The organism is Neptunicoccus cionae (genome assembly GCF_002860325.1).
GTDB lineage: Bacteria > Pseudomonadota > Alphaproteobacteria > Rhodobacterales > Rhodobacteraceae > Amylibacter > Amylibacter lutimaris.
Window position 1 is genome coordinate 351,404 of the sequence record NZ_PKOJ01000001.1, and the last position, 12,057, is coordinate 363,460.

Below are 12,057 nucleotides of genomic sequence, written 5' to 3' on the forward strand. Positions count from 1 at the left end.
AAAACGGCTTTGTTATTGTATTACCCGTCCGTATTGCGCAGGAATTTGGCATGAGACACGTATCACACATATGGATATTGGGTGTACTGCTGGCCGGTCTGGTCGCAGTGCAACCGGTTCGCGCACAGCAGAACGGTTGTTTCGCCGATTACAAAGCGAAACGGTCTGTTTCGGGCAGTCTGGAATTGCATTATGGTGTCATAGAATTGAGCGCCCGTGCCTGCCAGTCTCCGAGTCGGGCAGAACAGGCCGTTAGCCGCCGGATCGCGCCGGATGGCTGGACCCTGCTGCGCATCGTTTCCACATTCGGCCGCAATGGCCTGCAAGCGAGACAGGACAATGCCGGACCCTATTTCCTTAGATACTGATGCTTCATCCAAAAGCCTGATTCACCGGTTGAAGCCCCGTAATGTGGTGGTTTCCGGATCTGTTATGGTTCTGCTGCTTATCCTTGTGACAGCGGTTGTTCTGTTTATGGCCTTGCCGGATGCCAATGCGTTCAACGACCGGGTGGCGCGGATATTTGCAGAAAATGATGCGCTGACCACCGGAGAGCAGATCAAACTGCTGGAGGTTCTCGCGCAGTCGGGAACAGCTTTTGCGGATGTGTTGCAAAGCTACCGTTTGATAATCTTCATCCTGCTATTGCTGGCCTCGGCGCTGTTGCTGTCAGCGCTATACTTTTTGTTCACCAATTACGGACTGTCGCGCCGGCTGGATGAAATCGAACAGTTTGGCATTCATATCACCAGCCTGATCGTCAGCCGTGACGAACGGGTGGTTTATATCAACAACATGGAATTCGAACTGACCGAAAGTATCTGTGAGACACTTTCGGTTCTTTGCGAGGCCCGTCTTGATGACGAAGTAATTACAGGGGCCGAACTGGAATCCATGATTTCGGGTAAAAATGCAGCCGATTGCGAGGAAGCGGCCGGTGCCACGCGGATCAAACGTCTGCGGGACCAGCTTGGCAACCAGTTGGTCTCTCATCTTCTGGTCAAGAATATCAGCCGCAAGGGCTATACCCTGTCGATTGATAGGGATGTCATCCGCATGTTGTGATTCTGATTGTCAGACAAACTGTGTGAATGTGCACAGACGCTGCCTTCGGGTCCGGCCTAAATTGCAACCCGTTCCGAACTATGAGAAACTAACACCCGTGCCGAATCCGAATATCCCCAAGATCACAATACACCGGCGCGGCCCGCATATGATTTCCACAAATTTCAGGAGGCTTCATGTCATTTTCCTTTAAAAATTTATCTTCGGCTTTTCTACTGTCCACAGCCCTCGGCTCTCCGGTTCTGGCGCAGGAACTGGCACAAGAAGTGGTGAACGAATACTTCGACGAGTTGCGCGCAAGCGGCATGACCGTGGCACCCGGTCAGGAAAGCGTAACCGGCTCAACCGTTGAATGGCGTGATATTGTGATTGGACTGCCAGAGGATGAAGGCAGTTACACACTGGACTTCATGCGGGCCGAGGAATTGGGCGGTGGTAAAGTTTCTCTCAGTTACCCGCCGGAGGTAAAGATCACCATTGATCCCAAAGGAGAACAGCCCAAAGCTGATATCATGGTGCGCACAGAGGGCATTACCCACATCGTGTCCGGTGTAAAAGCGGCGCGGAACCACGACATTACGGCCAGCCGGATCGCCGTCGAAATGGCTACCGGAGAGCCGCCGTTTTCGATGGAACTTGCCGCGAATGATGTGGTGGTCAATCAGGTCAGTTCCGGCGCAGAGGCGCTGCACTACAAGGGAAATATGAAAGCGGCCAATCTGGAGATGCGGTATGATCTGGATGACGGCGAGACCAAGATGTCCTCGACCGGCAGCTACGACGATCTGTCCGCCACCTTCGATATGGACGCCGTGAACGATGCGTCACTGGATGAACTGTTTGCCGGAACGCGCAACCTGTCTGTCAGTTACCAGATGGGTAAAATGGCTGGGTCTACCGATATTACCGCCCCGCAATCGGCTATGGTTGTAGAAACAAGCGCCAGTAGTGCAGATGGCAGTTTTTCGGTGCTGGATGGAACTTTCGATATGGGCGGTACAGCCCAAGACGTGGCTTATGACATCAAGCTGAAGGACATACCTTTGCCCCCGTTCACTGCACGTATGAAGGCTGTGACGACGCAGGTGAAACTGCCGCTGAAAAAAGTAGAGACACCGCTACCTGCACGGATACAGATGGGGTTTGACGGTCTGGAACTGTCCGATACTGTATGGGGTATGTTCGATCCGACCGGATCGCTGCCACGGGATTCGGCCAAGCTGAATGTTGATCTGAGTGCGCAAATCAGATGGCTGGTTGAAGCACTCAGCGCCGCGGAGGCCAAATCGGTTCCGGTGGAGGTCGATAGTGTGAAGATAAACGATATAACCCTGAACATTGCCGGCGCCGCCCTTAACGGAAGCGGTGAGGCCAAGCTGAACAATGCAACATTCCCGCCGATGCCGGTGGGGGAAGTTAACATGGATCTTCGGGGGGGCGTTGGCCTGCTGGACAAACTGGTTGCATTGGGACTGGTGCCGCAACAGCAGGGGCAGATGGTCAAGATGATGTCCGGCATGTTCGCAGTTCCCGGTGGCGATGGCACAGATCATCTGGTTTCGAAAATCGAGATGAACGCGGACGGGTCCATTCTGGCCAATGGCCAGCGGATCAAGTAACCGCTCTTTTCAGGTAAAAACAGAACGGCAGGGTTTTGCAGCCCTGCCGTTTGTTCTAGGTGTCTATGACAGACAAAACAGGCGGAGCAGGCATGACAGGTAGATTGTCGGATTTGGCGCAACAGGTGTTGGACGCCGCAAAACGCGCAGGGGCAGATAGCGCGGACACGCTGGTGATGGAAGGCACGTCGATTTCTATCGAAGTGCGCACAGGCGCTCTGGAACATGCGGAACGCTCTGAAGGTGTGGATCTTGGGTTGCGGGTTCTGTGCGGTGCGAAACAGGCTTGTGTATCGATTTCCGATGACAGCGCAGCCAGTATTGCCACGATGGCGGAGCGGGCTGTGGCCATGGCCCGCGAAGCACCGGACGATCCCACCTGCGGACTGGCAAGGCCGGACCAGTTAGCGACCGATTGGGATGTGGCCGCGCTGGAACTTTATGATGACCGCGCCGCACCAAGCCCTGCGGATCTGGAACGGCTTGCACTGGAAGCGGAAGCAGCCGCGCTGGAGGTCTCTGGCGTGGATCAGGTGCAGGGTGCCAGTTCCGGTTATAGCGAAACTTCTTTGCATTTGGCCGCCAGCAACGGATTTTCCGGCGGCTATCGCCGTGGCGCCTATTCCACTTCTTGTGTGGCGATTTCCGGTCAGGGCCTGTCAATGGAGCGGGACTATAACGGAGAGGCCCGCAGCCATTATGCCGATCTGCCGGACCCGCGCAGCATCGGGCGCATCGCCGGAGAGCGGGCCGCCGCTCGCGCCGGTTCGACCCGCCCGCCAACCGGCGCTTATCCTGTGCTGTTTGACGAGCGGATCGCGGCCTCTTTGATCGGGCATCTGGTCGGAGCGATTAACGGCGCGGCCATTGTACGTGGTGCCAGCTTTCTCAAGGATGCGCTGGGCGAACAGGTTCTGCCTGCCAGCCTGTCCCTGATCGAAAACCCCCACCGTCCCCGTGTAGCGGGCAGCCGCCCGTTTGACGGCGAGGGCCTGCCGGTGCAGGAGCGTGCGCTGGTAAAGGACGGTATCCTGCAAGGCTGGACGCTGGATCTGGCGACAGGGCGCAAGCTGGGTATGGAAAGCACCGGTAATGCAAGCCGTGGTATCTCTACGCCACCGTCGCCATCCCTTGGCAACCTTGCACTGACACAAGGCACGGCCAGCCGCGAAGACCTGATTGCGCAGATGGGCACAGGATTGATCATCACCTCGATGATCGGGTCTACCATCAACCCGAATACAGGGGATTATTCGCGCGGGGCTTCGGGCTTCTGGGTGGAAAACGGGGAAATCACCGGCCCTGTAAATGAATGTACTGTGGCGGGCAACCTGCGGGATATGTTGATGAATATCACGCCTGCCAATGACGGGCGCCCCCATCTCAGCCGCGTTGTGCCAAGCCTTCTGGTTGAGGGGCTGACCATTGCCGGTGCGTGATCTCGACCTGCTTCTGGATGTGGCAGAAGAGGCAGGCGAAATTGCTCTGAAACATTTCCAGCAAGAGCCTGATCACTGGGACAAGCCGGGGGAACAGGGGCCGGTCTCTGTGGCCGATCTGGAGGTAAACCGGATGCTGGAGTACCGCCTTCAGGCCGCACGGCCCGATTACGGCTGGCTGTCCGAGGAAAGCCCAGACGATCCGGAACGGCTGGACTGCGAACGCACGTTTATCATCGACCCGATCGACGGTACCCGTTCCTTCATCGCCGGACACGAAAATTTTGCCCATTCCCTTGCGATCGCCAAGAACGGTGTGGTGACAGCGGCTGTAGTGCATATGCCCGCCAAAAGCCTGACCTTTGCCGCCGCGCTCGGGTGCGGGGCGACGCTTAACGGAGAACCGATCACACCCAGCACTACAGAGGCGCTGGATCAGGCCGAAGCGCTTGTAGCGAAACCGATGATGGATGCGACTTACTGGCCCGGTGGAGTGCCGCCGCTGCGCCGGAACTTCCGCTCTTCTCTGGCATATCGCCTGTCGCTTGTGGCGAATGGCCGGTTCGATGCCATGATCACATTCCGCCCTGCGTGGGAATGGGATGTGGCCGCAGGGGATCTGATCTGTACAGAGGCAGGCGCCTGCGTTTTTGACACCAAAGGCAGGGTTCCGGCCTATAATTCGCGCGGCGCCAAGACCGCCGGAATGATCGCCTGCGCCCCGCGTATCAGAGACAGCTTGCTGACGCATGTGACCGGATCGTAAAGGCGGATGAAAAGCACAGGGTGATTGCAAGCGCCGCTGCCAGCCCTTAAATTCAGATCAGACCTGCACCCGTTCTTTCGTCTGCGCCTCTGGCACAGCGTTTTTATAAATTCCGGCGGAGCCGCTTATGTCCAGCAAGAGCCTTGGCGAGACCCTGATCCGAAGTGCCGCGCGCATCACCGAACCGCTGATGCAGCACGAACTGGCCCGCCGCGTTGCCCGTGGCCATGAAGACGCCAACCGTGCCCATGAACGGCAGGGCAAAAGCGATCTTATCCGCCCTGAAGGCGTGCTGGTCTGGTGCCACACTCATGACATGCAGGGCGCGCTGAACCTGATCGGGGTCATTGGCCAGATCCATGCGCAACTGCCCGAGATCACCTTTCTGGTAACGACACAGATCCGGATCAAGGACTATGTCTTTGCCATGCGGATGCCGGCGCGTACCCTGCATCAATACGCGCCTCTGGATAAACTGGCGGCGGTGGAGCGGTTTCTGGATCACTGGCAACCGGATCTGTGTGTCTGGACGGACGACCTGTTGATGCCCGTCCTGAACACAGCCAGTGCAAGACGGGGTATCCCTTCGGTGTTGGCAGATCTTGGTAATGTGGGGGGGAGCGGTCCGCAGTTCCGCTGGATGTCGCGGGTTTCCAAATCCGCGCTGCGCAGTTTTGAAACAATCCTGACCGCAGATGAAGCAACCGCACAGGCCGTGCGCGGCTTCGGGGTAGAGGCCAGCGTAATGGGACGCCTTTGTGAGGAAACGCTCGCCTTGCCCCATGATGAAACCCGCCGCGCGAAACTCTCGCGACAGTTGGACGGCCGTCCGGTCTGGCTGGCGGCGAAAGTGGCGCAGACAGAGATCAGTCAGGTGCTCGACGCGCATAGTCAGGCGATGCGTATGACCCACCGCCTGCTGCTGATAATTGTTCCCGTCAGTCCGGAGGATGTACCTTCGGTTAAGACGGCCTGTGACGCGGCCGGAATTGTCTGGCGCTGCAGCGACGATCTCGACGATCTCCCCCCCCGCACCGATGTGATCATTGCGCGGGGGCTGGACGGACTTGGCCTGTGGTACCAACTGGCTGCTGTGTGTTTTCTCGGAGGCTCTCTGGTGGAGCGGGGCGGCCATACGCCGCTGGAGGCCGCAGGGCTGGGTTCTGCCATCATCCATGGCCCCCATGTGGACAATTACGCCGATATTTACCTGCGCTTGCAACAGGCGGGTGCGGCGATCGAGGTCAACTCTGTTCCCTCACTCGCAGAGGCCGTAAGCGAATTGATCGTGCCGGACCGCGCCGCGGAGATGGCCCATGCAGGCTGGCACGTGTGTTCGGAAGGGGCAGATGCAACAGACGAACTGGTAGAAGTGCTCTGGGATATGATTCCGATGGGGGCGTCCCTATGAAGCCGCCTGCATTTTGGTATGCACCACAGTCCGCACCCGGATTTTGGCCATATGTGCTGTCACCCCTCTCTGCGCTTTGGCGCTTTGGCGCTGCGCGACGGCACGCCAAGGGGCGGCACCTGCGGGTGCCGGTGCCGGTGATTTGCGTCGGTAACATCAACATCGGCGGCACCGGAAAGACACCGACAGTGATTGCCCTTTTGGGCTTGCTGGCCGAAATGGGGATGCGCCCCCATGTGGTCTCCAAAGGTTACGGCGGACAGGCAATCGGGCCGCTGCGGGTGGATGAGGTGACACACACCGCCAGCGATGTAGGTGACGAGCCCTTGTTGCTGGCTGCATTCGGTCCGTGTTGGGTCGCCAAGGACCGCGCGGCGGGTGCCGAGGCTGCCGTGGCCGCAGGCGCAGATGTGATCATTCTGGATGACGGCATGCAAAATCCCGATCTGGTGAAGGATTTTACCATCACCGTGGTGGATGCTGCTGTGGGCTTTGGCAACGGGCGGGTTTTGCCTGCCGGACCTTTGCGCCAGACCCTTGAAAGCGGGTTGGCGCAGGCGGATATGGTCCTGTCCATTGGCCCGCCAGAGGCGCAAAAGGCTTTTGCGACCGCATGGCCCGATCTTGGCGGCGTGCCCCTATTGCGTGCCGAGTTGAAGCCGCTTGAAACCGGAATGCTCTGGCAGGATCTGCGGGCCTTTGCCTTTGCCGGAATTGGCCGGCCAGAGAAATTCTTTGAAACCTTGCGGGCAAGCGGTGCCACAGTCGTGGCGACACGGTCTTTCGGGGATCACGAGACCCTGTCGGATACGCTGCTCAAGCGGATGGAGAGCGAGGCCGAGAGTTTGAGCGCGCAGATGGTGACCACCGAAAAAGACGCCGTGCGCCTGCCCCGTAGTTTCCGTCACAAAGTCGTAACCCTGCCGGTGCGCCTGTCGGTTGAAGAACCGGAACGTCTGGCAGAGTTGCTGGAACCGGTTGTCGCGCGCAACTAGGCTCGTTCCGCGGTGCCGCGGCGTGTGGATCTGGATATTTTTAGCCAGAAGAAGCTGGCGTGTTCGGCTTGGATCGCTGGCGCGGTGAAAAGCTGTTATAAGTGGGGCGGAGCGTGGTTTTACATCACAATCGGCTTGCGCTTTCACCAGCGCTGCGTAGCCTACGGCGCAAACGAGTTTACAATAGGATGACGTGATGAACAGTGCAGTTGACCCCGATGGTTTGATGGAATTTTCGGTGGTGTTCACCGACCGGTCTTTGAACCATATGAGCAAGGCATTCCAGCAGGTCATGCTGGATATTTCCGGCATGTTGAAAGAAGTCTACAAGGCCGAGGGTGTTGCGATTGTTCCGGGGGGTGGCACCTACGGGATGGAAGCTGTGGCCCGCCAGTTTGCCGCCGGTAAAAAGGCGCTGGTGATCCGCAACGGCTGGTTCTCCTATCGTTGGACCCAAATCTTCGAGGCTGGCGGCATTCCGGCCAGCGAAACCGTGATGAAGGCCCGTCCGGTGGCCAATGAAACCGCATCGCCGTTTGCCCCGGCGCCGATTGGCGAAGTGGTGGCAAAAATTGCCGAGGAACAGCCCGATGTGGTTTTTGCCCCCCATGTGGAGACTTCCAGCGGGATGATCCTGCCGGAGGAATATATCACCGCTGTGGCCGAGGCGGTTCACGCCTATGGCGGGCTGTTTGTACTGGATTGTATCGCTTCGGGCTGTGTCTGGGTGGACATGCAGAAAACCGGCGTCGATATTCTGATCTCCGCCCCGCAAAAGGGCTGGTCTGCATCACCCTCTGCCGGTCTGGTCATGATGGGCGAACGGGCGCTGGCCAAGATTGGCGAGACGCAAAGCAGTTCTTTCGCCTGTGATCTGGGTAAGTGGTATTCCATCATGCAGGCCTATGAAAACGGCGGCCACGCCTATCACGCTACCATGCCCACCGATTCATTGCGGTCCTTCCGCGATACCATGCTGGAAACCAAAAACTACGGGTTTGACAAGGTCTGCGCCGAGCAATTGGAACTTGGTGCAGCGGTGCGAAAGCTGCTGGCGGAAAAGGGCTTTACCAGTGTGGCGGCGGACGGGTTCGGCGCGCCGGGTGTGGTGGTCAGCTACACCGATGATTCCGACATCCAGAACGGCAGCAAATTTGCCGCCCAAGGGATGCAGATCGCAGCTGGTGTGCCGTTGATGTGTGACGAGCCTGCGGATTACAAATCCTTCCGTCTGGGGTTGTTTGGTCTGGACAAGCTGCATGACGTGGATGGTGCGGTGGCCAAGCTGCGCAAGGCGCTGGATGCGGTGGCCTGATCAGGGACAGGCTGACGGATTGACGGAACAAGCTGAGGAAACAGGACGATGACGGCAGTAACAATGGAAATGACAGACGGTATTGCCGTTATCACGGTAGACAATCCTCCGGTGAATGCGCTGGGCCACGGGGTCCGTCAGGGGCTGGCGGATGCGGTGGCGCAGACCGATGCGGATGATGCGGTGCAGGCGGTGGTTCTGATCGCGGCCGGTCGAACCTTTATGGCCGGGGCCGAGATCAAGGAATTTGGCAAGCCGATGCAGGACCCGAACCTGCCCGATGTTGTTCTGGCGATTGAAGCGGCTCGCAAGCCCTGGATCGCCGCGATCCACGGCACAGCGCTTGGCGGTGGTCTGGAAGTGGCGCTGGGCTGTCATTACCGGATCGTGGATGCCCGCGCCAAGCTGGGACTGCCAGAGGTGCATCTGGGCCTTATTCCGGGGGCGGGCGGGACTGTTCGGCTGCCCCGCGTTGTGCCAGTGGCCCGCGCTGCGGAAATGGTGGCAACAGGGCGTCCGGTCCGTGCGCAGGATGCGGTGCAAATCGGGCTGGCCGACCGGAAATCCGGCGGCGATCTGAGAGCGGATGCTATCGCCTTTGCCCGTGAAATTGCCGGCGATCCCCTGCCCGAAGCCCTTGTGAACCGTGCGCCGGTGGATGCACCGGATGAGGAAAGCTGGCGCGACATAGCGGGCAAGCTGGTTTCCAAAGCACGGGGGCAGAATTCGGTGATCCGCGCCGTGGATGCCATCGGAGAATCCGTGCGGCTGGACGGAACAGCGGCGCTGGCGGTGGAGCGGCAGGTGTTTTCAGACCTGATGGCTGATCCGCAATCGGCGGCCTTGCGTCATGTGTTCTTTGCGGAACGTTCCGTTGGCAAGCTGCCGGAACTGCGCGGCGTTGCGCCCCGCCCGCTGTCCCATGTGGGGGTAATTGGCGGTGGCACGATGGGGGCAGGTATTGCCGTGGCGCTGCTGTTGTCCGGCCTGCATGTCACAATGATCGAACGGGATTCCGAAGCGCTGTCTGCCGGTCAGAACCGCGTCGCCGATACGCTGATGGCCAGTGTCCAGCGGGGGCTGATTTCACCGGACAAGCGCGATACGCTTTTAAAAGGGTTTATCGGTTCGGTCGAATACGACTCTCTGGCACAGGCCGATCTGGTGATCGAAGCGGTGTTTGAGGATATGGAGGTCAAGAAACAGGTGTTTGCCGCGCTTGACGCTGCCACACGGCCCGATGCGGTGCTGGCCACCAATACCTCTTATCTGGATGTGAACGAGATCGCCGCCAGCGTGGCGGATCCCTCCCGCGTGTTGGGGCTGCATTTCTTCTCTCCCGCCCATGTGATGAAACTGCTGGAAATCGTGCGCCCCGATAAGGTGGCGGATGATGTACTGGCAACGGGATTCGCGCTCGGGCGGCAGTTGGGCAAGATCGCGGTGCCTGCGGGGGTTTGTGACGGGTTTATCGGCAACCGCATCCTGTCGGCCTACCGGCGGGAGTGTGACTATATGGTTGAGGATGGGGCGACACCGCAGGAAGTGGACAGCGCGATGAAAGCCTATGGTTTCCCGATGGGCATTTTTGCCATGCAGGATATGGCAGGGCTGGACATCGGCTGGGCCGCCCGCAAACGCCGCGCCCCGACCCGCGATCCGAAGGAAAGATACGTGTCCATTGCGGATCGTCTGTGCGAACTGGGGCGCTTCGGGCAGAAAACCGGCGCGGGCTGGTTCAACTACCCCGATGGCAGCCGCAGGGGAGAACCGGATCCGCAGGTCGCAGCGATCATTGCAGAGGAAGCGAAGAAAAACGGTGTTGAGCAGCGGGATTTTACCGCCGAGGAAATCATGGACCGCATCCTCGGTGCGATGGTGTCCGAAGGCAAAGCCATTCTGGACGAAGGCATTGCCGCCAGCCCCGAGGCCATCGATGTGGTTATGATCAACGGTTACGGCTTCCCACGCTGGCGCGGAGGCCCGATGTTTGCTGCACGGACGGCGGAACAGGGCAATGGCTGATCCTGTTCACACCACGACCCAAGTGGTCCGGTTCCAGCATTGCGATCCGGCGGGGATTGTGTTTTATCCCCGCTATTTCGAGATGCTGAACCTGACAGTAGAAGAATTCTTCGAACAAACCGCAGGCTGGTCGTTCCACAGGATGCACGAAGAACTGAAGACCTCCGTGCCGACGGTGCATATCGAAACAGATTTCACCGAAGTGTCGAGGCTGGAGGACCGACTGGATTTCCGGTTGCGCATTTCCCGTCTGGGCGGGCGCAGTCTTGATCTCTCGATTGTAGCGCTTTGCGGGGCTGAACAGCGCCTGAGTGCGCGGATTACCCTTGTCTGCGTGGATTTTATCAAAAAACATGCGGTACCTTGGCCCGAACCGCTTCGAAAACTGTTAGAACCTTTATCAGAGGGATGACATGGACCTGACACGGCGGCAGATGATGGCACTTACGGGGGCGGCTTTCGTCAGCCCTGTCAGCGGAACGGCCGAGGTTCTGCCCGCTTTCATCCCCACCGCTGTGATTGACGCTGCTTTTGATATGACACGGCGCAAGGGTATGATGGAGATGCTGGTGGCACGCAAGGTGCGCACTGTGTTTCGCTATTACGCCTATAAGGACCAGCCCGAGCGCAACCTGCCCCACAAAGTGCTGCGCCGCCACGAAGCCGAGGCGCTGTGGGATGCAGGGATAAACATCGGCGCAGTCTTCCAATACAACAACGACAAGCTGGAGAGCATCACACCGGAGCGCGGGCAGGCGGATGCGGAGCATGCGCTTGATTATGCGCAGAACACGATCGGCCAGCCGGCAGGTTCGGCAATCTATTTCGGTGTGGACGGCAGTTGGAACGGCCCTGCGCAACTGGCCGGTGTCATGGCCTATTTCGAATCCGTGCGCCGCGTGTTCCAGCAGAACGGCAACCGCTACCGTGTTGGGGCCTATGGCTCGGGGCTGGTGCTCGGGCGGTTGCTGGATGTAGGGCTGACGGATCTGACGTGGCTTGCCCTGTCGCGGGGCTGGCCCGACACACGGCAGTTCTACAATCAGGAGCGGTGGAACCTGTTCCAGTTTTCCCACCATCTCTGGTTCGGAAAAAATCAGGTGGACGGGAACGTGATCAATCCGGTCGCGCCGGATTTCGGGGACTTCTCGCGCACGTCTGTCGGGCAACCTGCGGATTTCGGAACGGCGTTCTTGTTGAAGGACCAGTTCTATTTTTCAAGCCGCCGTAAGGCTGCGGTATATGAAAAGCCGGATACAAGTGCCAAAGTGGTCCGGTCCCTGACACTGGCCTACAACCCGATTGTGTTAAAATCCATTAAGGACTGGCACGCGGTGTCGCTGGACGGGACGGACCGGATCGCAGGCTATGTCCGCGCCGAAGTGTTGACCACCTCGGCGCAGATGCCAGCCTATCAATAGC

11 protein-coding genes are annotated in these 12,057 nt (G+C 58.9%); all 11 read left to right on the forward strand.

The window, feature by feature from the left end; genetic code table 11:
* The first annotated feature begins 50 nt into the window (after positions 1 to 50).
* The 11 genes from C0U40_RS01705 (at position 51) to C0U40_RS01755 (ending at position 12,056) form a co-directional block, all read left to right on the forward strand.
* Positions 51 to 368, forward strand: a complete 318-nt coding sequence (locus C0U40_RS01705) for a hypothetical protein (protein ID WP_101654019.1) — start codon at positions 51 to 53, stop codon at positions 366 to 368.
* The gene (locus C0U40_RS01710) at positions 340 to 1,065 is read left to right on the forward strand and encodes a winged helix-turn-helix domain-containing protein (RefSeq protein WP_101654020.1); all 726 of its coding nucleotides are present in this window, start codon (positions 340 to 342) and stop codon (positions 1,063 to 1,065) included. The genes C0U40_RS01705 and C0U40_RS01710 overlap by 29 nt, the downstream gene beginning before the upstream one ends.
* 176 nt (positions 1,066 to 1,241) lie before the next feature.
* Complete coding sequence (locus tag C0U40_RS01715; RefSeq protein ID WP_101654021.1) at positions 1,242 to 2,684, forward strand: DUF2125 domain-containing protein; 1,443 nt, start codon at positions 1,242 to 1,244, stop codon at positions 2,682 to 2,684.
* A gap of 92 nt (positions 2,685 to 2,776) precedes the next feature.
* Positions 2,777 to 4,123: a TldD/PmbA family protein gene (locus C0U40_RS01720; protein ID WP_101654773.1), complete on the forward strand. Its 1,347-nt coding sequence runs from the start codon at positions 2,777 to 2,779 to the stop codon at positions 4,121 to 4,123.
* On the forward strand, positions 4,116 to 4,889 hold the full coding sequence (locus C0U40_RS01725) for a 3'(2'),5'-bisphosphate nucleotidase CysQ (RefSeq protein ID WP_353616034.1): 774 nt from the start codon (positions 4,116 to 4,118) through the stop codon (positions 4,887 to 4,889). Before C0U40_RS01720 ends, C0U40_RS01725 begins: the two co-directional genes overlap by 8 nt.
* Before the next feature lie 127 nt (positions 4,890 to 5,016).
* A complete protein-coding gene (locus C0U40_RS01730; protein WP_101654023.1) occupies positions 5,017 to 6,300 on the forward strand; it encodes a 3-deoxy-D-manno-octulosonic acid transferase in 1,284 nt (427 codons plus the stop codon).
* Positions 6,297 to 7,295: a tetraacyldisaccharide 4'-kinase gene (lpxK, locus tag C0U40_RS01735; protein WP_101654024.1), complete on the forward strand. Its 999-nt coding sequence runs from the start codon at positions 6,297 to 6,299 to the stop codon at positions 7,293 to 7,295. Before C0U40_RS01730 ends, lpxK begins: the two co-directional genes overlap by 4 nt.
* A 196-nt stretch (positions 7,296 to 7,491) precedes the next feature.
* On the forward strand, positions 7,492 to 8,610 hold the full coding sequence (locus C0U40_RS01740) for an aminotransferase class V-fold PLP-dependent enzyme (RefSeq protein WP_101654025.1): 1,119 nt from the start codon (positions 7,492 to 7,494) through the stop codon (positions 8,608 to 8,610).
* Between the two features lie 48 nt (positions 8,611 to 8,658).
* The gene (locus C0U40_RS01745; protein ID WP_101654026.1) at positions 8,659 to 10,635 is read left to right on the forward strand and encodes a 3-hydroxyacyl-CoA dehydrogenase NAD-binding domain-containing protein; all 1,977 of its coding nucleotides are present in this window, start codon (positions 8,659 to 8,661) and stop codon (positions 10,633 to 10,635) included.
* Positions 10,628 to 11,047, forward strand: a complete 420-nt coding sequence (locus C0U40_RS01750; RefSeq protein WP_101654027.1) for an acyl-CoA thioesterase — start codon at positions 10,628 to 10,630, stop codon at positions 11,045 to 11,047. The genes C0U40_RS01745 and C0U40_RS01750 overlap by 8 nt, the downstream gene beginning before the upstream one ends.
* A gap of 1 nt (position 11,048) precedes the next feature.
* Positions 11,049 to 12,056, forward strand: a complete 1,008-nt coding sequence (locus C0U40_RS01755; RefSeq protein WP_101654028.1) for a glycoside hydrolase domain-containing protein — start codon at positions 11,049 to 11,051, stop codon at positions 12,054 to 12,056.
* Position 12,057: the final 1 nt, after the last annotated feature.

Bases quoted from the DNA above. Each gene is read 5' to 3' on its own strand.
- C0U40_RS01705 (WP_101654019.1), top strand. From the start codon at position 51: ATGAGACACGTATCACACATATGGATATTGGGTGTACTGCTGGCCGGT.
- C0U40_RS01710 (WP_101654020.1), top strand. From the start codon at position 340: ATGCCGGACCCTATTTCCTTAGATACTGATGCTTCATCCAAAAGCCTG.
- C0U40_RS01715 (WP_101654021.1), top strand. From the start codon at position 1,242: ATGTCATTTTCCTTTAAAAATTTATCTTCGGCTTTTCTACTGTCCACA.
- C0U40_RS01720 (WP_101654773.1), top strand. From the start codon at position 2,777: ATGACAGGTAGATTGTCGGATTTGGCGCAACAGGTGTTGGACGCCGCA.
- C0U40_RS01730 (WP_101654023.1), top strand. From the start codon at position 5,017: ATGTCCAGCAAGAGCCTTGGCGAGACCCTGATCCGAAGTGCCGCGCGC.
- lpxK (WP_101654024.1), top strand. From the start codon at position 6,297: ATGAAGCCGCCTGCATTTTGGTATGCACCACAGTCCGCACCCGGATTT.
- C0U40_RS01740 (WP_101654025.1), top strand. From the start codon at position 7,492: ATGAACAGTGCAGTTGACCCCGATGGTTTGATGGAATTTTCGGTGGTG.
- C0U40_RS01745 (WP_101654026.1), top strand. From the start codon at position 8,659: ATGACGGCAGTAACAATGGAAATGACAGACGGTATTGCCGTTATCACG.
- C0U40_RS01750 (WP_101654027.1), top strand. From the start codon at position 10,628: ATGGCTGATCCTGTTCACACCACGACCCAAGTGGTCCGGTTCCAGCAT.
- C0U40_RS01755 (WP_101654028.1), top strand. From the start codon at position 11,049: ATGGACCTGACACGGCGGCAGATGATGGCACTTACGGGGGCGGCTTTC.